The organism is Paraburkholderia sp. GAS41 (genome assembly GCF_050436545.1).
In the GTDB taxonomy this organism is placed as follows: Bacteria; Pseudomonadota; Gammaproteobacteria; order Burkholderiales; family Burkholderiaceae; genus Paraburkholderia.
On sequence record NZ_JBNDMK010000014.1, the window covers coordinates 1 to 22,073 of the forward strand.

The 22,073-nt window shown below is 62.5% G+C and carries 20 protein-coding genes and 1 pseudogene; 14 read left to right on the forward strand and 7 right to left on the reverse strand.

Annotated features, from left to right (window positions below):
- Positions 1-158: 158 nt before the first annotated feature.
- Complete coding sequence (locus P3T43_RS19500) at positions 159-1,442, reverse strand: 4-aminobutyrate--2-oxoglutarate transaminase (RefSeq protein ID WP_429282679.1); 1,284 nt, start codon at positions 1,440-1,442, stop codon at positions 159-161.
- A gap of 121 nt (positions 1,443-1,563) precedes the next feature.
- On the opposite strand from P3T43_RS19500, the gene P3T43_RS19505 reads away from it, so the two are divergent.
- A complete protein-coding gene (locus P3T43_RS19505; RefSeq protein ID WP_429282680.1) occupies positions 1,564-3,066 on the forward strand; it encodes a PLP-dependent aminotransferase family protein in 1,503 nt (500 codons plus the stop codon).
- Positions 3,067-3,083: 17 nt separating this feature from the next.
- Here the strand turns inward: P3T43_RS19505 and phnE are convergent, their stop codons facing one another.
- From phnE to phnC, 3 genes are read right to left on the reverse strand one after another with little or no spacing between them, the layout of a single operon-like run.
- The gene (gene phnE, locus P3T43_RS19510; RefSeq protein ID WP_429282681.1) at positions 3,084-3,908 is read right to left on the reverse strand and encodes a phosphonate ABC transporter, permease protein PhnE; all 825 of its coding nucleotides are present in this window, start codon (positions 3,906-3,908) and stop codon (positions 3,084-3,086) included.
- The gene (phnD, locus tag P3T43_RS19515) at positions 3,905-4,870 is read right to left on the reverse strand and encodes a phosphonate ABC transporter substrate-binding protein (protein WP_429282682.1); all 966 of its coding nucleotides are present in this window, start codon (positions 4,868-4,870) and stop codon (positions 3,905-3,907) included. The genes phnE and phnD overlap by 4 nt, the downstream gene beginning before the upstream one ends.
- Positions 4,871-4,928: 58 nt before the next feature.
- Positions 4,929-5,804, reverse strand: coding sequence for a phosphonate ABC transporter ATP-binding protein (phnC, locus tag P3T43_RS19520; RefSeq protein WP_429282683.1), 876 nt, complete (start codon positions 5,802-5,804; stop codon positions 4,929-4,931).
- Between the two features lie 262 nt (positions 5,805-6,066).
- Here phnC and P3T43_RS19525 point away from each other — a divergent pair, with 262 nt between their 5' ends.
- Both P3T43_RS19525 and P3T43_RS19530 read left to right on the forward strand, forming a co-directional pair.
- Complete coding sequence (locus P3T43_RS19525) at positions 6,067-6,906, forward strand: hypothetical protein (protein WP_429282684.1); 840 nt, start codon at positions 6,067-6,069, stop codon at positions 6,904-6,906.
- A 173-nt stretch (positions 6,907-7,079) separates the two neighbouring features.
- Entirely contained in the window at positions 7,080-10,136 is a 3,057-nt protein-coding gene (locus P3T43_RS19530) for an EAL domain-containing protein (protein ID WP_429282685.1), read from the forward strand.
- Here the strand turns inward: P3T43_RS19530 and P3T43_RS19535 are convergent.
- The gene (locus P3T43_RS19535; RefSeq protein WP_429282686.1) at positions 10,035-10,412 is read right to left on the reverse strand and encodes an SDR family NAD(P)-dependent oxidoreductase; all 378 of its coding nucleotides are present in this window, start codon (positions 10,410-10,412) and stop codon (positions 10,035-10,037) included. The genes P3T43_RS19530 and P3T43_RS19535 overlap by 102 nt on opposite strands.
- A gap of 261 nt (positions 10,413-10,673) precedes the next feature.
- Between P3T43_RS19535 and P3T43_RS19540 the strand changes: the two genes are divergently transcribed.
- Positions 10,674-11,234, forward strand: coding sequence for a MarR family winged helix-turn-helix transcriptional regulator (locus tag P3T43_RS19540; protein ID WP_429282687.1), 561 nt, complete (start codon positions 10,674-10,676; stop codon positions 11,232-11,234).
- Positions 11,235-11,344: 110 nt separating this feature from the next.
- Positions 11,345-11,740 carry a tautomerase family protein gene (locus P3T43_RS19545; RefSeq protein WP_238213078.1) on the forward strand — a complete coding sequence of 132 codons (396 nt, stop codon included), beginning with the start codon at positions 11,345-11,347 and terminating at the stop codon, positions 11,738-11,740.
- Positions 11,741-11,752: 12 nt separating this feature from the next.
- Here P3T43_RS19545 and P3T43_RS19550 read toward each other — a convergent pair whose 3' ends face one another.
- On the reverse strand, positions 11,753-12,700 hold the full coding sequence (locus tag P3T43_RS19550) for a GlxA family transcriptional regulator (RefSeq protein WP_429282843.1): 948 nt from the start codon (positions 12,698-12,700) through the stop codon (positions 11,753-11,755).
- Between the two features lie 179 nt (positions 12,701-12,879).
- Here P3T43_RS19550 and P3T43_RS19555 point away from each other — a divergent pair, with 179 nt between their 5' ends.
- Together P3T43_RS19555 and P3T43_RS19560 are read left to right on the forward strand one after the other, a co-directional pair.
- The gene (locus tag P3T43_RS19555; RefSeq protein WP_429282688.1) at positions 12,880-13,698 is read left to right on the forward strand and encodes an SDR family NAD(P)-dependent oxidoreductase; all 819 of its coding nucleotides are present in this window, start codon (positions 12,880-12,882) and stop codon (positions 13,696-13,698) included.
- Positions 13,699-13,731: 33 nt separating this feature from the next.
- Positions 13,732-14,598 carry a type 1 glutamine amidotransferase domain-containing protein gene (locus P3T43_RS19560; protein WP_429282689.1) on the forward strand — a complete coding sequence of 289 codons (867 nt, stop codon included), beginning with the start codon at positions 13,732-13,734 and terminating at the stop codon, positions 14,596-14,598.
- A gap of 162 nt (positions 14,599-14,760) precedes the next feature.
- Here the strand turns inward: P3T43_RS19560 and P3T43_RS19565 are convergent.
- Positions 14,761-15,411 (reverse strand): annotated as a pseudogene (locus P3T43_RS19565) (branched-chain amino acid ABC transporter substrate-binding protein); the annotation flags it as partial.
- A gap of 253 nt (positions 15,412-15,664) precedes the next feature.
- Here P3T43_RS19565 and P3T43_RS19570 point away from each other — a divergent pair.
- The 7 genes from P3T43_RS19570 to P3T43_RS19600 all read left to right on the forward strand — a co-directional run bounded on the left by P3T43_RS19570 (position 15,665) and on the right by P3T43_RS19600 (position 22,016).
- The gene (locus tag P3T43_RS19570; RefSeq protein ID WP_429282690.1) at positions 15,665-15,895 is read left to right on the forward strand and encodes a hypothetical protein; all 231 of its coding nucleotides are present in this window, start codon (positions 15,665-15,667) and stop codon (positions 15,893-15,895) included.
- Positions 15,896-15,931: 36 nt separating this feature from the next.
- The gene (locus P3T43_RS19575; protein ID WP_429282844.1) at positions 15,932-16,114 is read left to right on the forward strand and encodes an AraC family transcriptional regulator; all 183 of its coding nucleotides are present in this window, start codon (positions 15,932-15,934) and stop codon (positions 16,112-16,114) included.
- 106 nt (positions 16,115-16,220) lie between these two features.
- Positions 16,221-17,264 carry a M14 family zinc carboxypeptidase gene (locus P3T43_RS19580; RefSeq protein ID WP_429282691.1) on the forward strand — a complete coding sequence of 348 codons (1,044 nt, stop codon included), beginning with the start codon at positions 16,221-16,223 and terminating at the stop codon, positions 17,262-17,264.
- Positions 17,261-18,037, forward strand: coding sequence for an alpha/beta fold hydrolase (locus tag P3T43_RS19585; protein ID WP_429282692.1), 777 nt, complete (start codon positions 17,261-17,263; stop codon positions 18,035-18,037). Before P3T43_RS19580 ends, P3T43_RS19585 begins: the two co-directional genes overlap by 4 nt.
- A 70-nt stretch (positions 18,038-18,107) precedes the next feature.
- Positions 18,108-18,653: a DUF3455 domain-containing protein gene (locus tag P3T43_RS19590; protein WP_429282693.1), complete on the forward strand. Its 546-nt coding sequence runs from the start codon at positions 18,108-18,110 to the stop codon at positions 18,651-18,653.
- Positions 18,654-19,534: 881 nt separating this feature from the next.
- Positions 19,535-20,767 carry a hypothetical protein gene (locus P3T43_RS19595; protein WP_429282694.1) on the forward strand — a complete coding sequence of 411 codons (1,233 nt, stop codon included), beginning with the start codon at positions 19,535-19,537 and terminating at the stop codon, positions 20,765-20,767.
- A gap of 16 nt (positions 20,768-20,783) precedes the next feature.
- Complete coding sequence (locus P3T43_RS19600) at positions 20,784-22,016, forward strand: hypothetical protein (protein ID WP_429282695.1); 1,233 nt, start codon at positions 20,784-20,786, stop codon at positions 22,014-22,016.
- Positions 22,017-22,073: the final 57 nt, after the last annotated feature.

Here is a 22,073-nt window from a genome sequence, read left to right on the forward strand (position 1 = left end):
CCAAAAACCAAAAACCAAAAACCAAAAACCAAAAACCAAAAACCAAAAACCAAAAACCAAAAACCAAAAACCAAAAACCAAAAACCAAAAACCAAGAAACCGCCTTCGCGGCAAACGCGATCAAAACCCCACTCACCGCGAAGGCAAAAAAATCAAAATCAAACCATCACAGAAACACTCTCCCGAACCACATCTTCAAGAATGGCGAGAGCCTCGTCGAAGACACTCTCCTGCACTGTAAGCGGGAACAAAAACCGAACAACATTCGAATACACACCACAAACAAGCAACAACAACCCGCGCTCAAGCGCGCGCGCCTGCACCCGCTTGGTAAACTCCGCATCCGGCTCATGTGTACCCGCCTTGCAGAACTCAACCGCAATCATCGCCCCAGGCCCGCGCACGTCTGCAATCTGCGGAACCTCGCTCTGCAACGCAACCAGCTTCGCCTTCAACCGGTCGCCCAGCACCACAGCCCGCTCGCAGAGCTTCTCTTCATCAATGATGTCGAGCACCGCATGCGCAGAGGCCACAGCAAGAGGATTCCCCGCATACGTGCCGCCCAGACCGCCCGGCGCGGCCGCATCCATGATCTCCGCGCGGCCCACTACACCCGACAACGGCATCCCGCCCGCCAGGCTCTTGGCGATCGTCATCAAATCCGGCACGACGTCGTAATGGTGCATCGCAAACAACTTGCCGGTACGCGCAAAACCGGTCTGCACTTCATCGGCAATCAGCAGAATTCCGTGCTCGTTGCACAGCTTGCGCAACGCCCGCACGAATTCCGCCGGCGCCGGATAGAAGCCGCCCTCACCCTGGACCGGTTCGAAAATGATCGCTGCCACGCGCTTCGGATCGATGTCGGCCTTGAGCAGATACTCGATCGCCTTCAACGAATCCGCCGTCGTCACGCCGTGCAGCGGATTCGGGAACGGAGCGTGGAACACGTCACCCGGGAACGGGCCAAAGCCGATCTTGTACGGCGCCACCTTGCCCGTCAGCGCCATGCCCATCATCGTGCGTCCGTGGAAGCCGCCCGTGAACGCAATGACGCCCGGCCGGCCCGTCGCGGCACGGGCAATCTTGATGGCGTTTTCCACCGCCTCGGCACCCGTCGTGAAGAACGCCGTCTTCTTAGGATGATCGCCGGGCGCACGCTCGTTGATCTTCTCCGCCAGCGAGACGTACGACTCGTACGGCACGATCTGATACGCCGTGTGCGTGAACTGATCCAGTTGCGCGCGGATCGCCTCGACGATCTTCGGATGCCGGTGGCCGGTGTTGCACACCGCAATCCCCGCCGCAAAATCGATGAAACGCCGGCCCTCGACGTCCCACAACTCGGCATTCTCGGCGCGTGCCGCGTAAAAATCGCACATCACCCCAACGCCCCGTGGCGTGGCGGCATCCTTGCGGCTCTTCAGATCAGCATTCTTCATTGTCATCTCCGTCATTCCTGGTTTGGCAGATGCCGTCCACACGGCTCGGCACATGCAGCGACTATAATTAGATTTGGCTCCGGAGTTCAGAGCCATTTAAATAAAAATGTAGGAGCCAATTATGCGTGCAAGCGTTTTGTCAGACTGGCTGGCGCAACGCCTTGACCGGGGCAACGGTCAGCCGATCTACCGCCAGCTCCATCGCTTGCTGCAGCAGGCCATCCTGTCGCGCGAACTGCCCGCCGGCAGCAAGGTGCCGTCTTCCCGCCTGCTAGCCAATGAACTCGGGATCGCCCGCAACACGGTGACGCAGGTCTACGAGCAACTCGCGCTCGAGGGTTATGTCACCTCCACCACCGGTCGCGGCACCTTTGTGGCCGATAGCGCCCCCGACGAAATCGTCGGGGCGCCGGACGCCGCAGCGCCCGCGGCTGCCGCACCGCAGCCGCTCTCCGCGCGGCGTGCGCTGTCCACCCGCGGCGCGCGGCTGATCGCCGGGGCGGGGGTGTCGAAGCGTCAATGGGGGGCGTTCATGCCAGGGGTGCCGGATGTTTCGAAGTTTCCGGCGCGGGTCTGGAGCCGTTTGCAGGCGAAGTATTGGCGCCGCTTGCGCCCCGATCTGCTGACCTATGCGCCGGGTGGCGGTCTCGCCTTGTTGCGCCACGCACTGGCCGACTATTTGCGCACCTCGCGTTCGGTGCGCTGCACGCCTGAGCAGATCATCATCACCACCGGGATTCACCAGTCGGTCGATCTGGCGGTGCGTCTGCTGACGGATTCCGGCGACGTCATCTGGACCGAAGACCCGTGCTATTGGGGCGTGCGCAGCGTCCTGCACGTGTCGGGGCTGCAATCGCGTCCCATTGCCGTCGACGCCGAAGGGATCAACCCGTCCGCCGAGGATCTCGCCCAGCCGCCCAAGCTGATGCTGGTGACGCCATCGCACCAGTATCCGCTCGGCATGGTGATGAGCCTCGCGCGGCGTCGCATGTTGCTCGAATACGCGCGCCAGCATCAATGCTGGATCATCGAGGACGACTACGACAGCGAGTTTCGCTATGGCAGCCGTCCGCTGGCTTCGCTACAGGGACTGGATACGGCGGGGCAGGTGATCTACGTGGGCAGTTTCGGCAAAACGCTGTTCCCCGGACTGCGCATCGGCTACCTCGTCGTGCCCGAGGCGCTCGCCGAGAGTTTCGCGACCGCCAGCGCCGAGCTGTATCGCGAAGGACAGCTGCTGCAGCAGGCGGTGCTCGCGGAATTCATCGCGGAGGGGCATTTCACGTCGCACATCCGCAAGATGCGCACGCTCTACGGGCAACGCCGCCAGACCGTGCTCGATGCCGCCGCGCGTCGCTACGGCGACGCGTTACCGGCGGTCGGTGGCGATGCGGGCCTGCACGTGGTGATGCAATTGCCGGCAGGCGCCGACGATCGTGCCGTTGCCGCGGCCGCGCTGGAGCGCAATATCGTCGTGCGGCCGCTGTCCGGATATTACGCGCAGCCGCAGCATGCGCCTTCGGGTTTGCTGATTGGCTACGCGTGCGTGCCGGATGAGGACATCGCGCCGGCCTTCAATACGCTGGCCGACGCGATTGACGCGAGCTTGCTGCAGTTCGCCTGACGCAGCCGCGGGCTGGCTCAGATCACTTTTTCCCGCAACCACGCGGAGACGAGGTCGATGGCCGTGACCACCGCAATCACCATGATCAGCACCGCCGAGGTGGACGCGTAGTCGAACGAGCGGATCGCTTCGTACAGCACCACGCCGATCCCGCCTGCGCCCACCATGCCCACCACCATCGCCGAACGCACGTTCGATTCGAAGCGGTACAGTGCGTACGAGATCCACAGCGGCAGCACTTGCGGCAGCACCGCGTAGACGATCTCATCGAGACTGGTAGCGCCGGTCGCGCGCACGCCTTCTGCCGGCCGTGGGTCGATGGCTTCGACGGCTTCCGCGAACAGCTTCGCCAGCACGCCAGTGGTATGCACCCACAAGGCGAGAACGCCGGCGAACGGGCCGAGCCCGACCGCGACGATGAACAGCATCGCAAAGACCATTTCGTTGATCGCGCGACAGGCGTCCATCAGACGGCGCACCGGTTGCACGACCCACTGCGGCGCCATGTTGCGCGCACACATCAGCCCGCACGGCACGGCGCACACGAGCGACAGCACCGTACCCCACACCGCCACTGATAACGTCACATACATTTCGTGCGCATAGGTGCGCCATTCGGCGAAATTCGGCGGGAAGAAGTCTTTGGCGAACTGGCCCATGTTGCCGGCGTCCGACCATAGATCGAGCGGCCGCATCTCCGCGCCGTGCCAGCCGACGCCCAACACGGCAATCAGCACGATCCAGCCGAGCAGCGACATCCAGCTTCGCTTGCCAGCTGCTGCTTCCACCGCAGCGCCGGCGGGCGGCGCTACGTGGGCGCGGGTCAGGTCGGCGGCGCTCATTGCTTGGTGGTGTCCGCGTTCAGCGCGCTCAGCTTCGCATCGAGCGCGGCGAGCTGGGTTTTGCGCTCGTCGTCGGACAGATGCGTGTCGGCCTGGATCTTCTGCTTCTGGGCGAACAGCGTGATCTGGCGAATCGGCAGCAGCTGCGCATCGGACGAAGCCACGAAGCCGCTATAGCCGGTAATCCCCGCCATTACGGCCTTTTCGTGCGGATCGGTCTTGCCGTAGTTGATGAAGAACGCACGCACCTTGTCTTTCGTGGCCTGCGGCAAATCCTTGCGCCACACCAGCGGATCCGACGCGATCAGGTCCGAACGCCACAGCACGCGGACCTGAGCGAACTTGTCCGGATGATCCCGCTGCAACGTGTCGAGCGCGTCGGTGTTGCAGGTCGCGATATCGACCTTGTTGTTCACCACGGCCAGCAGGTTCGCCTCGTGGCTCGACGGCAACACGGCCTTGAACGACGTGTTGACCGGCGCATTGTGGCGGGCAAACAGGTAGTAGGCCGGAACGAGCGTGCCCGAGGTCGAATTCGGATCGCCGAAGCCGAGCGTCACGTCCTTGGTATTCTTGAATACATCGTCAAGCGTCTTGAAGCGGCTATTGACGTTGGTGAGCAGCACCGACCGGTAGCCCGCGTCGCCGTTCGCGTAGGTGATCTTGGCAAACACTTCGCCGTTGGCGCGGTCCACCGCTTCGATCGCCGACGCGTTGCCGAAGTAGCCCACCTGCACCTTGTTGAAGCGCATGGCTTCGATGATGCCGGCGTAATCGGTGGCAAAAAAGGCTTTGACGTGCAGGCCGGTTTGCTTGCTCATGTCGTCGACCAGCGGTTGCCAGTGCTGCGCGAGCACCGCGGACGAATCGGTCGAGATGATGCCGAGACTGAAGTCTTCGGCGTGAGCGGCGAGGCAGGCGAACGCGGCCGCGCCGGCGATCAGTGAGCGCAGGAATTTCATCGGGTTAATCCAGTAGCTGAAGAAGGGCTGACAGTAGATAGGAGTGCAATGCGGTCTCTCAGGCGGAGTGCGCCGGATCCAGCGCAAACGCGTAGAGCTGCGGCCTGGGTGCGTCCGCGTCCGTCCCGTTGATTTGGGCAAGCGGCGCGCTGCTGGTGGTTTCTTCGAGCAGTTCGCGCGCGTCGTCGCCGTAGAGCTGCTTCAGCAGCGCGGGCGTGAGCGCGGCGGACGGTCCGTCGTAGACGATCTTGCCGCGTCGCAGGGCGACGGTGCGCGGGCAATACTGCATGGCGATGTCGACCTGATGCAGCGAGACCAGCACCGTGAGGCCGTGATCGCGATTCAGGTTGCGCAGCATGTCCATGACACGCCGCGACGATTCCGGGTCGAGCGAGGCAATCGGTTCATCGGCGAGCACGATGCGGGCGCGTTGCACCAGCGCACGGGCCAGCGCCGCGCGTTGCTGCTGACCGCCGGAGAGCGTCGCCGCGCGTTCCCGCGCGTGCTCCGCGATGCCGACTTCGCTGAGCGCCGCCAGCGAAAGCGCCCGCTCGCTGCGCGGGAAGCGTCCGGTGATACGCCGCCAGAAAGGCAAGCGCGCGAGCGCGCCGATCAGCACATTGGCTTCGACGGAAAGGCGGTTGACGAGGTTGAACTGCTGGAACACAAAGCCAATGTCGCGACGAATCCGCCGGACTTCGCGTACGAGGCGGCCGTTGTGCTGGATCGGCCGGCCGAGAATCGAGATCTGCGACGGCTGCGGATCCGAGACCGTGAAGCCGGCGATATGCCGCAGCAGCGTCGATTTGCCCGAACCCGAGGCGCCGATCAGCGCCACCATCTCGCCAGGCGCGACGCGCAGATCGATTTCATCGAGCGCCTTGCGGCCATTGGTGAACGTCTTGCTCAGCCGTTCGATACGGATTGCTTCCATACGTGTCCCGTCGATGCATCCGGCAAGTGCCAGAAAGTGTTGGACATTCTAGGAAGGCTCTGTGACGGTTGAGTGAAGGTATCTCAACGTCTAGACGACTATATCTTTTGATGACCATGCGTGCCGGAACGCAAAGCCTCGAACAGTCCGCGATATGTCAGCGGCGTGACACCAGGCGAGCTCCCGAAAGCCGCCAGTTAATGATCGTGCGAAGCTCCAGGTGCTGCCACTAGTCGGTGGTAGTTCAACCTGGAGATCAAAAATGCTAGAAAACACACGTGAAGTCGGGGCAGTCGATTCGTCCGCCACATTGGCCATGCCTGTTGAGACGGTCACCCAGCCTGACGTTGCGTTGGCGGGAGGGCGCGAAGGACGTCTGCCGTTCACCGTGCGGGTCGTCGACGATGACGAAGCACTTGCCCGGGCACTCAGGATGCGACAGGCGGCTTATCATCGGCACGTGCCGGAGTTTGCCCGGACCATGGATCAGCCGGAGACTTACGATCGAGACCCGGGTGGGCTGGTATTGCTGGCGGAGTCGAAACTTGGCCGGAGTCCGGTCGGCACGATGCGGATCCAGAGCAACTGCTTCCGGCCGCTCGCGCTCGAGCAGTCGCTGGAGCTGCCAGACTGGCTATCCGGGCGCCTCGCGGGCGCAACCCGGCTGGGCGTCGAAGCCGGCGAGGCCGGCCGGATGGTGAAAATGGGCTTGTTCAAGGCGCTTTATTTATACTGCGTGCGTGAACGGATCGACTGGATGGCCATTGCAGCGCGGACCCCGCTGGACCGACAATACGCCGCGCTGCAGTTTTGCGATGTTTTCGGCGTAAAGGAGTTTATTCCGCTTGCCCACGCCGCTAACATCCCGCACCGTATCATGGCATTCGAGGTCGGTACGACCGAGCGCCGGTGGCGCGAAGCGGCTCACCCGCTTTATGATTTCATGCTGGCTACGCATCATCCGGACATCGACCTGAGCGCCGCACCCTCACTCGATTGGCCCGATGCAGCGAAGCCCGTGCGAGATCAACGCAGGCAGATGACGGGCTCCGGGTCGAATTCCGCGGACGCCATGCACCGCCAGACCAGCCTGACGCAGTGAGCGTCCCGGCGCGCCGCCAGTTGGTGCAGTGGGGCGCAACAGGTAGAGTTGTAGTGAAATGATGGAACAGGTCGCCTGCGTCTGCGGGCGCGTGCGACCTCTAATAAGACCCGCCAACTGCCTGCACGAGTGGTCTGGCGGGACAACCCACGCTATCTTGATGGATACGCTGTATGGAATGGTTTGCAGGGGCGCGGCACGGGACATGGATCCGCTCGAGGCTGTCGATACATGCATTCTCGTTGCTGTTTTCCTACTACGCTGTCCCGGTTGCCATCGGCATTCTGTCGGTGCTGGTTTGGGCGTATCCGGCCGACCAGCCTGAAGTCGATACGAGCGTGCCGCTGTCGATGCGCGTACTGAGCGATCCGGGCGGGCGCATGAGTACCGAAAGCGCCGCTGCCGCGCTGGGTGCCCAAAGTTTGCGCATGAGCTATGACACCCATTTGAGCGAGGCCCCGGTCTGGTTTTCAGTCGCGGTGCCGGATACCGGCACGAGCAGCGCGGACCAGACGGGTGGGCTGCTGGCCGGGAGCGCAATCCTCCTTCCTTCCCGCCATATCCAGCAGATCAACTGTTTCGACGGCAAGACGCTTACGCCGATCGGCAACGTTTCGAGGAACGTGGAGTCGTCCGGCAACCTGACACGTTCGGGCAGCGGCATCGCCGTGTCCAACACGACCGGCGACGTCATTTGCCGGGCCATTTTCAGCGGCCCGGCGTTTCTCAGCGCGTCCGAACTGTCGGTGGACGACCTGAAGCAAAGAAACGATACGTTCTTTAGGCGATCGGGCTTGCTTGAGGGCGGCCTCGTCACGCTGGCGGCGTTCGTGCTGATTACCGCGATCGTCAACCGTGACTGGGTGTACGTCCTGTTCGCCGCGTGGCTCTTTGGCAATCTGCGACTCGGCGCGATCTCGATGGGTTGGGACGATCAATGGCTGGGTTATCCGATTCCGCTCGGCTGGATTTCATTGATCCGCAAAATCACCGTGCCGGTTTATTACGTTTTGACCTGCACGCTCTTTCAGACACTTTTCAAGAATGACCTGCCGCGCATAGGCTACCAGCGCTGGTTCAGCGCCGTTCTGTGCCTCGGGCCCGTGTTGCTGGTCGCCTCGATCGTTCTGCCCGTTCCGCTTTACCTGCCGTTGATGTGGAGCATCGCCAGCTTCGCGATCGCGGTACTCGTTTTCATGCTGGTCCGGCTGCTGCTGGTCGCACCGTCGAGAACCGCGCTCTGGTACAGCGCAGCATTGGGTGTCGCGTTGCTGGCGAGCCTCTCGGAGGTCATTTCGGCGGTCTTCAAGACGCGCGTTTTCATGCCGGCGCTCAACAGCGTGACGGCGGCGCTCGTCTCCAGCCTGATGGCGGCGCTTGCCATTGCCGAGCAGATCCGCGCCGAACGCTCCGAGCGCGTACGTGCGCAGGCCGAATTGCGTCATGCTTATGAAGCCACGCCGGTCGGGCTGTTTACGCTCGCCCCCGATGGGCGCTTCGTGCGCTGCAACCCGGCACTCGAGACCATGCTGGGAATGGCGCGGGGCGACGTCCGCCGGCACTGGAACGACTATTTCCCGGAGGGCAGCTGGAAGCGCATTTATCGCGAGGCTTTGGACGGCGGTTCGGTCGAGGTCGAACTGTCGCGCGATGACGCGAAGGCCGCCGCTAACCCGGCCGCTGTGACCGGCGAAGGGCTCACCGCGTACGACGAAGTGGTTGCGGCGCCCCGCGGCGGCGGCGACCACCGTCGCCACTACCTGGTCAAGGCCGCCTACGCGGGTGCGCAACTGGAAGGGTCGGTTCAGGATGTCACCGAACGGCACCAGGCGATCGACACCTTGAGTTTTCTGGCAGACCACGATCCGTTGACCGGTGCCCTGAACCGGCGCGGCATTGACCGGTTCATGGCCGAGGCGGCTCGGGCGCCGCTTGGCGGGGCCGTCTCGTTGACGATTGCCTATCTGGATCTCGACCGTTTCAAGCTGATCAACGACCTGTTTGGTCATCACGTCGGCGATGAGGTGCTGAAGCAGGTTTGCCTGCGTATCGAGGCGGGGCTGCGTCCGGCGGACCGCGTATGTCGCATCGGCGGCGACGAGTTCGTCATTCTGTTCCATGCAACGCCGGTTGCACTGGCGACCACGGCCGCGCAGGCGATCATCGATGCGATTGACCGGGAGCCGTACAAGATTGGCCGGCGAGCCTTCCACGTGCGGGCCTCGCTGGGACTGATCGAGTCGCCGCCCGGATTGCGCGCGGAGGAGGCGATTTCCGCGGCCGACAGCGCATGCCGTGAAGCGAAGCTGAACGGTAACGGTCGGGTGGTCGTTTATACGCGCGAAGCACCGATGTTTGCTGAACGGGCAAGTGAACTGAGCCTGATCGAAACGTTCAGTGGCGAACTCCCGCTTTCGGGCCTGTTTCTCGAAATGCAGCCGATCATGTCGTTGAAAACACCTTACGACGCGCTCGACTTCGAAGTCCTGCTGCGCATGCGCGGTCCTGACGGCGCGGTGATTCCGCCGGTCAAGGTCGTGTCCGCCGCGGAAGCCAACGGCACCATTTCCGCGCTCGACAAATGGGTGATCGAGACGACCTTGAAGTGGATCGACCGCAATCGCACCAGGCTCACGCATACCTTCTTCGTGTCCGTCAACGTGAGCGGCGCGTCGTTGAACGACGAGCACTTCGTCGCTGAGATCGACACACTGTTCCGGCGCTACCGGCACGTGGTTCCGCTGCTTTGCCTCGAGATCACCGAGGGTGTGGCGCTCCATGACCTGAACAACACCCGGCGTCTGGTCGACAGCGTGCAACGCATGGGCGCGAAGGTTGCGCTGGACGATTTCGGCGCAGGCTATACATCGTTCCCGTACTTGAGAGATCTGCCTGCTGACGCATTGAAAATTGATGGCGGCTTCGTCCGGAAAATTCACGAGCTTTCCGCGAATGGGGCGATTGTCGAAGCCATCGTCGGGCTAGCGCGCAATCTCGGCATGCAGAGCATTGCGGAGTGGGTCGAAGACGCGCGAACTCTTGAGGTTCTGCAATCGATGGGGGTGGATTACGTTCAGGGCTTCGCGATTGCGCGCCCGCAATCGCCGGACGTTATCCTGGCGGCTACGTCAGCGGCTGATTTCATTAAAGATCCTGACATTCTTGCTTTGATTGGGCCGCGGACGGCGCTGTCGTCGCAAGATGAGCATGCGCCGCGGTCGTTGCATTGAGTAGTAGCTCTGAACTCGAACACGGTGTAGGCCGCCGAGCGGCGCAGGCGCTGCGTACCCTGCATTCGCGAACACGATGTCGAGATGGCCAGCCTCGCGCTTAATTAGCTCATAGAGGCGATCCATATCGGCGGGACGGGTCACGTCAGCCGTCACCGCCACTGCGCGCTCACCCAGCGCCCTGGTCGCTTCCTCGAGTTCTGCCTTTCTGCGGCCGGTGATGTAGACGCGCGCCGCTCCCTGCCAGTCCGATGCCTGAATTTGCGCCTGTGACAAGCGCGATTTTTCCGTTGAGTTTCATTGGTTGTCCAAAATGCTAAATAAAAAGTTGATGAATGCGCTCCGGCGCGCGGCTTGCCTCGCGTCAGTGACCGGCCGGCACACCTGTCGGGCCACCGGGCAGGAATCGACTCTGGTTCGCGCTGGAACCGGAGAGCGGCAATAACATGAGTGCTCAAGTAAAATAAGTGAGGGCTCAAGTATATGTCAGGGCGATGGGCACTTGTCAATAGTGCTGTACTCAATCATTATTCGAGCATGACAAAAAATTCTGGCGAAACGAAGATGGGGCGCAATCGGAGCAAGGCGCGAACCGAAGAGAAGGACCTGCTCGCGGAACTGACCTGTACCAATACCGCGGTGCGGCTGGCCGCCCGGCGCCTTGGCACGCTGTATGACGAGGCGTTCGACGCAGTCGGCCTGAAGGCGACCCAGGTGAGCGTGTTGGCCGAGATCGACCGGCTGACGGCGGAAAATGATGGCGCGCCGCCCACGTTGCAGGACCTGGCGATCCGGCTCGCTATCCAGATTTCCGCCGTGACGCATGCGCTTCGGCCGCTGATTCGCGACGGCCTGGTCGAACTGCGGCCCGATGAGACGGATGGGCGGGCCAAACGCGCCGCGCTCACGCGCATGGGCGCAGCGCGGGTTCGTCAGGCGTTCATGCACTGGACCGAGGTGAACGAGCGGGTCGAGGGGGTGCTGGGGCGAAAATCGGCCGCGGCGTTGCGCGCGCTCGCCGATCACATCGCGTCGGATGAATTCCTCGCCGCCTACGAAAGCGCCCGCGCAAAGGGTCCCGCCGCGCCTGGCACGTAGTACACGGCAAAGGAACGCGATCACTCGCGTGTCCGGAAACCTTGCGCATCTGGCATTGGAGAAGCGCCAGATCCAATGAAAAAATGGGGCTTTCAAGGAGTGTGACGACGATGCCCTACCTGCAACTGGACGTGAACGACCACTATTCAGTGGAAGACAAGCGGCGCCTGGCGCTGAAGATGAGCGAGACCTATGCGCGAATGATGTCGGTTGACATCAGGCGAATCAGCGTAGCCATTCGGGAGCTGGGAGAGGGCGGTGTCTGGCGGATTCCCGAAGCCGGTGAAGAGCCCACCCCGGTTGCGGTCATGATGCTCGACATCAGAAAGGGCAGGCCGCCCGAGCTGCGCATGGACGTGGCCAAAGCGCTGTGCGCGCACTGCATCGACATTCTCGGCCTGCGTGAAGACCGGCTCAACGTCGAATTTACCCAGCATTCCGGGGACGAAATGTATCACCCGGCGCTGGGCGGCTATAGCCCGGAGTGGACGCCGGGCGAGCAGTAAGGCGAACCACGCTTAAAGCGCAAGGGGCGTGACACCCGACGCCCGCTGTATGGTTTGCGGTGGCTGACCGAATGCACGCAGGAACGCTTGACGCATCCGCTCCCGGTCACCAAAGCCCGTCTCTCTCGCAACGATCTCGATGGGATGGCGCGTCGTCTCCATCATCAGACGGGCGGCTTCAACGCGAAGCCGCTCGACTGCCTTGGCGGGCGATTGCCCCGTTTCCTCACGAAACACACGGCTGAACTGGCGCGGACTGAGCCGTGCCGCTTCTGCCAGCCGTTCGACCGACAAATCGCTCGCCAGATTTTCACTCGCGAAGGTGAGCGACATCTGAACGCGGTCCGAGCGCGCGCTCATCTCCAGCAACGCCGAAAACTGCGACTGGCCGCCACCGCGACGCTGATAAAGCACGAGCTTGCGCGCGACCATGCGCGAGGTGTCCAGCCCGAAGTCGTTTTCGATGATCGCCAGCGCGAGATCCATGCCGGCGCTCATGCCAGCCGAGGTCCAGATCTGTCCATCCACGACGAAGATGCGGTCTTCTTCGAGCTGGACGTCTGGATACTGCTTCTGGAAGTCACGCGCGTGGAACCAGTGGGTCGTTGCGCGCTTTCCATCCAGCAGACCTGCAGCGGCCAGAACAAAGGCTCCCGTGCAGATCGACGCAATTCGCCGTGAATGAAGCTGCGCTTCCCGAAGGTAATCCAACAGCGCAGCCGAAGGCAGGTGGCATTCGTTGTCGCCCGCCACGATGAGCGTGTCATAGCCCTCTTTGGCAAGCGGTTCGGTATTGACCGAAAAGCCCTGGGACGAAGCGATAGGTCCGCCGTGCTCGGACACGATGCTGAATTTGTAAGCGGATTCGCCGCGCAGCAGGTTGGCGTATTCGAACACGCTCGCCACTGCGAGCGCGAGCGACTGGAAGTTGGGATAGATAACAAGTCCGACGGTATGCATGGATGCCTCGCGAGTCATGGCTTGATTCGTTGAAGGTAGCACAGAACGGACAGAAGCGCCGAAGAAGGCATGGCATAAATCCTTGCATATATGGCATTGAGGTCGAGGGGAGCGGCGGTCAGAATTCACTCCATGAACTGACGCCCTGTTGGTTCAACCACTCACTCAAAGGATTGAAAATGACTTCCTCTACTCAAGGTTTCGCTCTGATCACCGGCGCATCGGCTGGCATTGGCGCCATCTACGCTGACCGTCTCGCCAGGCGCGGCTTCGACCTCATTCTGGTGGCACGTAACCAGAGCCGACTGGACGCGCTCGCCGAACGCCTCACGAAAGAGACGGGCCGTTCGATCGAAACCATCGCCGCGGATCTCAACGACAAGGCTGCGCTGGCAAAAGTCGAAACGCTGCTGCGCGAAGACTCGCGCATCACGATGCTGGTGAATAACGCGGGCGTCGGCTCGGTTGCATCGGTTCTCGACGGTCACGTCGACTCCATGGAGTCGATGATCGACCTGAACATCACGGCACTGACGCGGCTCACCTATGCGGTTGCGCCCGCCTTCGTCGCGAGAGGCGCGGGCACGATCATCAACATCAGCTCGGTGGTCGGCATTGCAGTCGAGCTGCTCAACGGTGTCTACAGCGCCTCGAAATCGTACGTGCTGAGCTTCGGCCACGCGCTGCAACGCGACCTCGCAGGCAAGGGCGTGCAGGTGCAGACCGTGCTGCCGGCAGCGACGGCCACCGAGTTCTGGGACGTCGCCGGCTATGCGAAGCAAAAGGAAGCCGCCAGCACGATGACCGCCGACGATCTGGTGGATGCCGCGCTCGCCGGCCTCGATCAGGGCGAACTCGTGACCATCCCGACGCTGCACGACGGCGACGACTGGACGAAGTGGGAAGCCGACCGTCGCGCGCTGGCTCCCCGGTTCGCGAATGCCAAGGCCGCGCCGCGCTACGCGTCGAACGTCACAAGCGCCACGACCGCCCAGTAAGCCCACCCACCCATACTGCGATAAAGATCGATCATGAACCTCCTTAAATTCGGCGCCGCCGCGCTCGCGATGGCCACTACCTTTGCATTGCCGGTGGGCGCGTCGGCACAGTCACGCGGCAAGGTCCTCGTCGTCATGTCGAGCGCGCACGAGCTGGACCTGCGCGATGGCAAGCGCTACGAGACCGGCTACTACCTGAACGAGTTCGTCGTGCCGTATCGCAAGCTTGTCGAAGCAGGCTACGAGCCGGTCATTGCGAACCCGAAAGGCGACATGCCCGTCATGGATGCCAATTCGAACAACAAGATGTTCTTCGGCGGCGATGATGCCGCGCGCGCTGACGCATTGAAGTACGCGCAAGGCATCGCGCAGTTGAAGCATCCGAAGACGCTTGCTTCAGTGGTCGCCGAGGGAACGGACGGCTATGTCGGGCTGTTCATTCCGGGCGGCCACGCGCCGATGGTCGATCTGCTGAAGGACCGCAATCTCGGCAAGATCCTGGTCAGCCTCCATGACAGCGGTCGTCCGACGGGAATCATCTGCCACGGCCCCATCGTGCTGCTGTCCACGCTGAAAGATCCGGATGCCTTCGTCGCATCGATGATCGCCAATGACGGCAAGGCGAATTCGCTTGCCGCAGGGTGGCCGTATGCCGGTTATCGCCTGACCGTGTTCTCCACGGGCGAAGAGCAACAACTCGAAGGCCCGAACGGTCTCGGCGGCGATGTTCAGTTCTATCCGGTGAATGCACTCGCAGAAGCGGGTGCGCATGTCGATACGGTTGCGAACTGGCACAGCAACGTCGTCGTCGATCGCGAACTGATCACGGGTCAGCAGCCGATGTCGGCACCGGAATTCGGTGACATGCTGGTGGCGAAACTGCAAGCGCGCACGCACTGATCCCCGAATCCTGCGCACGCTCGTGAAAGGACTGGATGCGTCGTATCCAGTCCTTTTTTACGGGTTTCCCGATGACCTGAAAGCCCTTCCTGTCCTGGCAACGGACATTACGCCGGCACCTGAAAGGCGGCATTAGAGTTGCCATCCGTCACGCCGCAATGTTCACATTTTCACGGTATCCAGAAGCGTCTTTTTCCCCGATTTGTAGAAGTAGAGCGAGACCACGCCGTGTCGCAAGTCGCCCTTCGCATCGAAAGTCGTTTCACCGATCACGCCGGTGTAATCCGTACTCGGCATCTCAGCCAGAATCTTCGCCTTGTCGACCGATTGTGCCCGCTTCATTGCGTCGACGACGATATACACGGCGTCATAGGCAAACGGTGCACAGATGTGGATGGGTTGACCAAAACGCTTGTCGTATTTCGCTTCGAACGCGTTACCGTCAGTCATTTTCTCGAGCGAAATGCCGGCTTCCGAGCAGACGACGTTGTCAGCGGCGTCGGCGGCGAGGTCCGACAGTTTGTCGGAACACATACCGTCCCCCGACAACATCTTCGCGCGCAAGCCGAGCTGTTTCGCCTGTTTCGCAAACGGACCACCCGTGTCGTCCGAGCCACCGTACGTGATCGCGTCGGGGTTTTCTCCCTTGATTTTGGTCAAGATCGCGTGGAAATCGACGGCCTTGTCATTGGTCGCGTCGTGTGACACGACGTTCAGGCCCAGCGACTGCGCCGTCTGAGTCGCCGTGCGCGGATCATTTGCGTCGTCTTGGGCGTCTAGCTGCAGCGTAATCTTCTGACCACCGATCGTGACTGAAGAATTCTGAAATCAGACGCCACATTTCGACAGGGTTTGAGCACATGGGAAAGTGTCCGCAGGAGCCGACCCTCGCCACGCTCACGCCATGCTCGCGGAGCTTCGGCAAGTAGGAGAGCGCTTCGTTCTGTTCGCCATACATGAACATGCGGGGACAACGCAGTGACAGGAAGCGTCGCAGCAAATCTCCGTGATCGGACAACTCGACCATCGACATGAAGATGCCCCTGACTGCGGGAGCACTTACCTTATGCCGGAGGACTACGGTGGCCCTGTGGGCTTTCGTCTCTTCACGCAGCGTCCGGAGGGCGTGAACGGCTTCATCATCCAGAACGCCAACGCATACATCGAAGGCGTGGGCGACGCACCCAAAAAGGTTCTACTGTCGTTGTGGCAGAAACGAACCGCCGAGACGGAACAGCCCGCACGGGACTTTGTCAGCCTGGAAGGCACCCGGCATCAGTGGCTGGTTATCAAGTAGCGTTACCCTGCACTGAAAACCTGCTCGCAAATCCAGCTGCGCAAGCGGCTGGATGCGAGCGCCGAACGCCTGCGCGATCCGCGCTTCAACCGATACAAGATCACCAGCATCGCGTATCAACGTGGATTCAAGGACCCGGCGCATTTCAGTCGCGTGTTCTCGAAACGGTTTGGCGTGACACCTCGGGCATGGCGGGCATGCGAAGGAATGTCGATCTGAGCCGCCTCGCCAACCCGCCGCCTCGCCGGACGCGCTTCACACGAAGCAGCTATATTGAGGGGCAGCATGAGGCACTGTCCCTGGAACGGCCCCCATCGAGCGATCAATGACCACAGCCAAAGCGCTTAGTTTGTTGCCTGAAAGCTTCGCCGAGTACGACGACCTGAAGGCACTGCTCGACGAGGGTTCACGCTGGTTCGACACCCGCAGTGTGGCAAGCGTCGAAATCAGCGATCGCAGGTTCGAACTTTTTGTCGCGAGCGTCGGGAGCAAAGACCCGCGCGCCCCCGCAGTCGGCTTTTTCGGCGGAATTCATGGCCTGGAGCGCATCGGCACGCGCCTGGTGCTGGAATACATGCGGTCGCTCATCTCCCGGCTGGAATGGGACGAGATTCTCATGCGTCAGCTCGAGTCGATCCGAATTTACTGCGTGCCGATCTGCAATCCGGGCGGCATGTGGGCGGCCACACGAGCCAATCCAAACGGCGTCGACCTGATGCGCAACGCCCCGCAGGATGCCGACGAACGCGTCCCGCCGCTCGCGGGCGGCCAGCGCCTCGGTCCGTGGCTGCCGTGGTATCGCGGACGGCGCGACGCTCCCATGGAGGTCGAGGCCGCAGCCTTGCTGAAGCTGGTTGAAAGCGAACTGGCTTCACGGCCGCTCAGCTTCGCACTCGATTGTCATTCGGGCTACGGCTGGAGCGACAGCATCTGGTTTCCGTACGCGCGCACTCGCAAGCTGATGCCGCATCTGCCCGAGATGTACATGCTCAAGACCATGTTCGAACGTGCTCATCCGCATCACGGCTATGCATTTGAACCACAGAGCCATCAGTATCTGCTGCATGGCGATCTATGGGACTGCGCGTACGACCGCGCGCCCGCGGAGAACGTGTTTTTGCCGATGACGCTCGAACTCGGCTCATGGCTGTGGATCAAGAAGAATCCGCGCCAGCTGTTTTCCCGCCAGGGCATGTTCAATCCCGTGAAAGCGCATCGTACGGCTCGCGTGCTGCGGCGCCACGCCAACCTGCTCGAATTCCTGACCCGCGCCGCGTTTGCCTCGCAGCGCTGGCTGCCGCAGGGCGGCGGCCGCCAGCAGCTGCTGGATCACGCCATTGAGCATTGGTACCGGGCGGCCAGCGTATGAGTACGTGGATCCTGCTGCGTGGACTGACACGCGAGACGCGTCACTGGGGCCGGTTTCCCGCCATCCTGCGGGACGCGGTCAGGACCGACAGCGTGCTGCAGCTCGACCTGCCGGGCAACGGCGCGCTTGCCGATCAGCGCGCGCCGGCCGACGTGGCCGCGATGGTCGGCTTCGTGCGGCTCGCGGTATCGCAAAGCAGCGTGCCGGGTCCGTACCGGGTGCTGGCGATGTCGCTGGGTGGCATGGTGGCGACCGCATGGGCGCAACAGTATCCCGACGACATCGAGCGGCTGGTGCTGATCAATACGAGCATGCGGCCGTTCAGCAGCATGACAGAGCGCCTGCGTCCGCAGGCATGGCCCGGACTACTGCGGGTAGCGCGTGACTGGCGCCGCGCGTCGGAGGCGGAGGCCGGCATTCACCGCTTGACCTGCAACAACCCGGCCGGCCTCGCGGACGATCTCGCGGCGTGGCGCGCGATTCACGAGAGCGCGCCGGTGAGCCGCGCCAATGCGCTGCGTCAGCTATGGGCGGCAGCCCGTTTTGACGCAGGCACGACGGCACCGCGCTGCGGCACCCTGGTCCTTTCCTCGGCCGCCGACCAGCTGGTCAACCCGGTATGTTCGACACGCCTGGCGGCGGCGTGGGGCGCGACGCATCTCCAGCATCCGTCCGCGGGACACGACTTGCCGCACGACGACCCGGTCTGGACGAGCGAGGCGGTCGGCGCATGGTTGCCGGAAATAGCGGACGCCGCCGGCAACAGGTTTTGAAACGACGTGTCCTGAAACGGTGCGATTAGAAATCGCACGCTGCCATCCATGCCTGTGAGGAGATCACTAAATGTATTCGCGTTTTGCGTCGCGTCGCACGTCGGCGCACATTTTCACCCGTCTAGCGCTTGCGCTTGCCTGCAGCGTCGCCGCGGTTGGCAGCGCGTTGGCACAAAGCGCGGTTCCGGCCGCGCTTACCCCAGCTGACGCCACGCACGTCGTCGCCACGCTCAAGGCAGGCGGTACGCAGATCTACCTCTGCAAACGCGATGCGAACAACGCACTCTCGTGGGTCTTCAAGGCACCGAGCGCCGAACTGTACGACGCGTCGGGCGAGCTGATCGTCACGCACAGCGCGGGGCCTACCTGGGCCGCCGCGGACGGCAGCAAGATCACCGGAGCAGTCCTGCAGCAGGCGCCAAGCGCCGATCAACCCGGCAGCATCCCGCTCCTGTTGCTGCGCGCCACCAACGGCGCTGGCCCCGGTTTGCTGGCTACGGTTCGCTACGTCCAACGGCTCGACACGCACGGCGGCGCAGCGCCCAGCGGTTCTTGCACGCAGGAAGGACAGGAAGGCCGCAGCCCGTATATTGCCGTCTACCGTTTTCTGGACTAGGGGCGCGCGGCCGCAACGGGGGATTGGCAAGCCGGCTTGCGATGTGGGGTTGTGCGGGCATGCGGGGTAGCACGCACAACGCCCGGCCCCACTGTGGCGTAGCGAACCGAATTCGCACCCGGCGCCGGACAAACTGGTTTCATGAAGCAGATACAGGAATTCGCTTTCGAATAAAACAAGCCACGTCGATACACATACCGTCAGTTACTAGTCTCACGCAGACAATCTGTGCTGGTTGATTAAAAGTCAGTTCCGTTAATGTCGTAATATCTGCATAATGCAAATGCTTAACAAGCCGGTGCGGATTCATTGAAGTTAGCGTAATGTGGTGTCAAGGTTTTATATCTGTTTTATACTTCGCGAAACGCGTTGAAAGACGTTGAGATTTCAGAAGATCGGACCAGGTAAATTTGACTGTTTCGATGCTGCATTTACGTTTTTCAAGCTAGCGAAAAGGTGTGCTTCGACCCCCTGTGAAACGCGTGTTTGATCTTGAGAAGGTAAGCTGGGAAAGGGTTTGCGGCCGATTCGCGCGATGCGACGTCATTCTATCCGGTTTCTTCTCATCAATTACGTATGTCAAAATAGAAACGTTTTTAATTTTATTGTCTTGCATTAAGGATCGCGTATAACAGTTTGAATTAAAATGTTTGTGCGAACGCACATAGACTTTATACCTGAGTGATGCGGCTTTTGGGCGTTGCATCCGAGAAACAAAATATACAGGTAAAAACCCCAAGAAAAAATTCCCACGCTGTCACAACGGCAAATTCTCCTTTTATTTCAATGCGTTACGTGCATGGCATCGCCTATGCATCGTGGTGCGGCGGATTGGTGCAGTCGGCCAAGCCCACCCCCGATTGACCCATCAGGAGGATTTCATGCGAAAGACTTTACTGGCGACCGCTGCGGCCTTGGCTTTAGGGTTCAGTGGCTACGCGATGGCAAATCCATGTAGTGACACCCAGTCGTCCTGTGATCAGAAAAGTAGTACGGGTAACAACAGCCTCGAGAGCACCGCAACCTCGGCTCAAACGAGCACAACTGGCAGCAACGCCAATGAGATTGCTTCTGGTGCTAGCGTCTGGCAGGACTCCGGTAACACGACCAAAGTAGTTGCACTGAGCAAGCTCGACGGCTACGTCAGTAACGTCGGCGTGTCCGGGATCGGCAACTACGCCACCAACTATGGCAACGCAACCGGCGGAAGTGGCGGCAAAGGTGGTTCCGGCTGGGGCGGCTCCGCGGCTGGTGGCAGTGGCGGCAACGGCGGCGCTGGCGGCAGCGGCGGCAGCGGCGGTAACGGGAACAATGGCAGCGCGACGGCAGGCAGTGCAACCAACGGCAGCGCAACGGCCGGCAAGGGCATTGCGGGCAACGGCGGCACAGGCGGCTCAGCGCATGCCGGCGGCACGCAAGGCGGCAGCGGCTCCGGCTCGGGCGGCTACGCAGCAGCAGGTAGCCTCGCAGGTGGCGGCTGGGCTGCGGCTGGCGGCGGCGGGGTAGGCGGCAGCGGCGGCGCAGGCGGCAGCGGCGGATCCGGCGGGCACGGCGGCGGCGGTTCTGCTGGCGACAGCTCGATGGTGACGGCAACGTCGGCAGGCGGTGCGGGCGCAGCAGGCGCAGCAGGCGGCGCGGGCGGCGGCACGGGCGGCGCTGGGTCGGGTACCGGTGGCGCAGCAACGACTGGCGCGGTTACGGGCACCGGCGGAGCAGGCGCTGGCGCTGGCGGCAATGGCGGTGCAGCAACCGCCACGGCGGCGGCAGGCGGTGCAGGCGGCACGGGCACCGGCGGCAGCGCGACCAACGGCGGCGCGAGCACCATGGCATCGAACGGCAGCGCAACCGGTGGTGTGGGTGCGGCTGGCGCAGCTGGCGGTGCAGGCGGCGCGGGTGCCACGGGCACGGGCGGCGTGGGCAATGGTGCCGTCGGCGGAGCCGGCGGCGCGGGCGGAGCCAACGCTGTGACGGCAGGTACGTTCGACATGGCTAACACCATGACGGGCGCAGCTCAATCGGCAGCCGGCATCGTGGTCATGAACCAGAACAGCGGGGCGGCGTCGCTTATACAGCAGGCCGTTACTGTTCAGGCAAATCTGACTGTCGGCCACTAGTCCTCAGGAGGCTGTAATGCGAAAAACTCTAATGGCGACCGCTGTAGCCCTGGCGCTGGGTTGCAGTGGGTACGCAATGGCCAATCCGTGTGCTGACGGCACGAAGTCGTGCGATCAGTCGTCTACCAGCGGGGCCAACAGTCTGACCGCATCCGCAACCAACACCCAAGGGTCGACGACCGGTGACAACGCCAACGAAGTCGCTGCGAATGCGAGTGTCACTCAGGACTCCTTCAACAACTCGACGGTCGTTGCGTTGAGCAAGCTGGATGGGTCGGTGACGCACCTCGGCGTATCGGGTATCGGCAACGTTGCCAGCAACTGGGGTAACGCATCTGGTGGTAGCGGCGGCAAGGCCGGTAACGGTTATGGCGGCGATGGCTACGGCGGCAATGGCGGCAATGCCGGCAACAGCGGCAACGGCGGCAATGGCGGCTCAGCCAAGAACGGCAGCGCAAGCGCAGGCAACGTCAAGAACGGCAGTGCCACGGCTGGTACCGGCTATGGCGGCGACGGCGGCAAAGGCGGTTCAGCCAGCGCCGGCGGCACGCAGGGCGGCAACGGCTGGGGCGGTGGCGGATCGGCGCTTAGTGCGAGCGCAGCCGGCGGCGGTTCCGCTATCGGTCTGGGTGGTGGCGATAGCGGCAACGGCGGCAAGGGCGGTGGTGGCGGCGGCGGCGGCAATGGTGGTTCCGCGAACGCTGGCAAGACCTCAAGTGCGGCCGCGAACTCGGCAGGCGGCGCAGGCGGAGCAGGTGGCGCAGGCGGAGCGGGCGCTGGCGCTGGCGGGGCCGGAACCGGCACTGCCGGTGCTGGGACGACTGGCGCCGTCGCGGCGACCGGCGGCGCAGGTGCTGGTACGGGCGGGGCCGGCGGCGCAGCGTCGGCGTCGGCGGGCGCAGGCGGCGCGGGCGGCACGGGTACCGGCGGTAGCGGTACCAATGGCAGCTCGATGTCGACGGCCAGCAATGGCAGCGGGACCGGAGGCGCAGGTGGAGCAGGCGCGGCAGGTGTGGCAGGCGCCGCAGGCGCGACCGGAACCGGTGGTGTTGGCAACGGTGGTGTAGGCGGAGCGGGAGGCGCAGGCGGTGGCAACAGCGTCAATGCGGGTTCGTTCGATATGAGCAATACGATGACGGCGGCAGCACAGTCGGCAGCGGGCATATCGGTGATGAACCAGACCAGCGGTGCTGCGTCCTTCGTGCAACAGGCGGTTACTGTCCAGGCCAATCTGACTGTTGGACATTGAGTCAGCGTGACCTGTATGTGATTGCCCGGGGGAATCTGCCGTGGGACGTTCACCGAC

What these genes read in the sequence shown, in the direction of transcription:
- P3T43_RS19500 (WP_429282679.1), bottom strand. Translation starts at nt 1,442, where the DNA reads ATGAAGAATGCTGATCTGAAGAGCCGCAAGGATGCCGCCACGCCACGG.
- P3T43_RS19505 (WP_429282680.1), top strand. Translation starts at nt 1,564, where the DNA reads ATGCGTGCAAGCGTTTTGTCAGACTGGCTGGCGCAACGCCTTGACCGG.
- phnE (WP_429282681.1), bottom strand. Translation starts at nt 3,908, where the DNA reads ATGAGCGCCGCCGACCTGACCCGCGCCCACGTAGCGCCGCCCGCCGGC.
- phnD (WP_429282682.1), bottom strand. Translation starts at nt 4,870, where the DNA reads ATGAAATTCCTGCGCTCACTGATCGCCGGCGCGGCCGCGTTCGCCTGC.
- phnC (WP_429282683.1), bottom strand. Translation starts at nt 5,804, where the DNA reads ATGGAAGCAATCCGTATCGAACGGCTGAGCAAGACGTTCACCAATGGC.
- P3T43_RS19525 (WP_429282684.1), top strand. Translation starts at nt 6,067, where the DNA reads ATGCTAGAAAACACACGTGAAGTCGGGGCAGTCGATTCGTCCGCCACA.
- P3T43_RS19530 (WP_429282685.1), top strand. Translation starts at nt 7,080, where the DNA reads ATGGAATGGTTTGCAGGGGCGCGGCACGGGACATGGATCCGCTCGAGG.
- P3T43_RS19540 (WP_429282687.1), top strand. Translation starts at nt 10,674, where the DNA reads ATGACAAAAAATTCTGGCGAAACGAAGATGGGGCGCAATCGGAGCAAG.
- P3T43_RS19545 (WP_238213078.1), top strand. Translation starts at nt 11,345, where the DNA reads ATGCCCTACCTGCAACTGGACGTGAACGACCACTATTCAGTGGAAGAC.
- P3T43_RS19550 (WP_429282843.1), bottom strand. Translation starts at nt 12,700, where the DNA reads ATGCATACCGTCGGACTTGTTATCTATCCCAACTTCCAGTCGCTCGCG.
- P3T43_RS19555 (WP_429282688.1), top strand. Translation starts at nt 12,880, where the DNA reads ATGACTTCCTCTACTCAAGGTTTCGCTCTGATCACCGGCGCATCGGCT.
- P3T43_RS19560 (WP_429282689.1), top strand. Translation starts at nt 13,732, where the DNA reads ATGAACCTCCTTAAATTCGGCGCCGCCGCGCTCGCGATGGCCACTACC.
- P3T43_RS19570 (WP_429282690.1), top strand. Translation starts at nt 15,665, where the DNA reads ATGCCGGAGGACTACGGTGGCCCTGTGGGCTTTCGTCTCTTCACGCAG.
- P3T43_RS19580 (WP_429282691.1), top strand. Translation starts at nt 16,221, where the DNA reads ATGACCACAGCCAAAGCGCTTAGTTTGTTGCCTGAAAGCTTCGCCGAG.
- P3T43_RS19585 (WP_429282692.1), top strand. Translation starts at nt 17,261, where the DNA reads ATGAGTACGTGGATCCTGCTGCGTGGACTGACACGCGAGACGCGTCAC.
- P3T43_RS19590 (WP_429282693.1), top strand. Translation starts at nt 18,108, where the DNA reads ATGTATTCGCGTTTTGCGTCGCGTCGCACGTCGGCGCACATTTTCACC.
- P3T43_RS19595 (WP_429282694.1), top strand. Translation starts at nt 19,535, where the DNA reads ATGCGAAAGACTTTACTGGCGACCGCTGCGGCCTTGGCTTTAGGGTTC.
- P3T43_RS19600 (WP_429282695.1), top strand. Translation starts at nt 20,784, where the DNA reads ATGCGAAAAACTCTAATGGCGACCGCTGTAGCCCTGGCGCTGGGTTGC.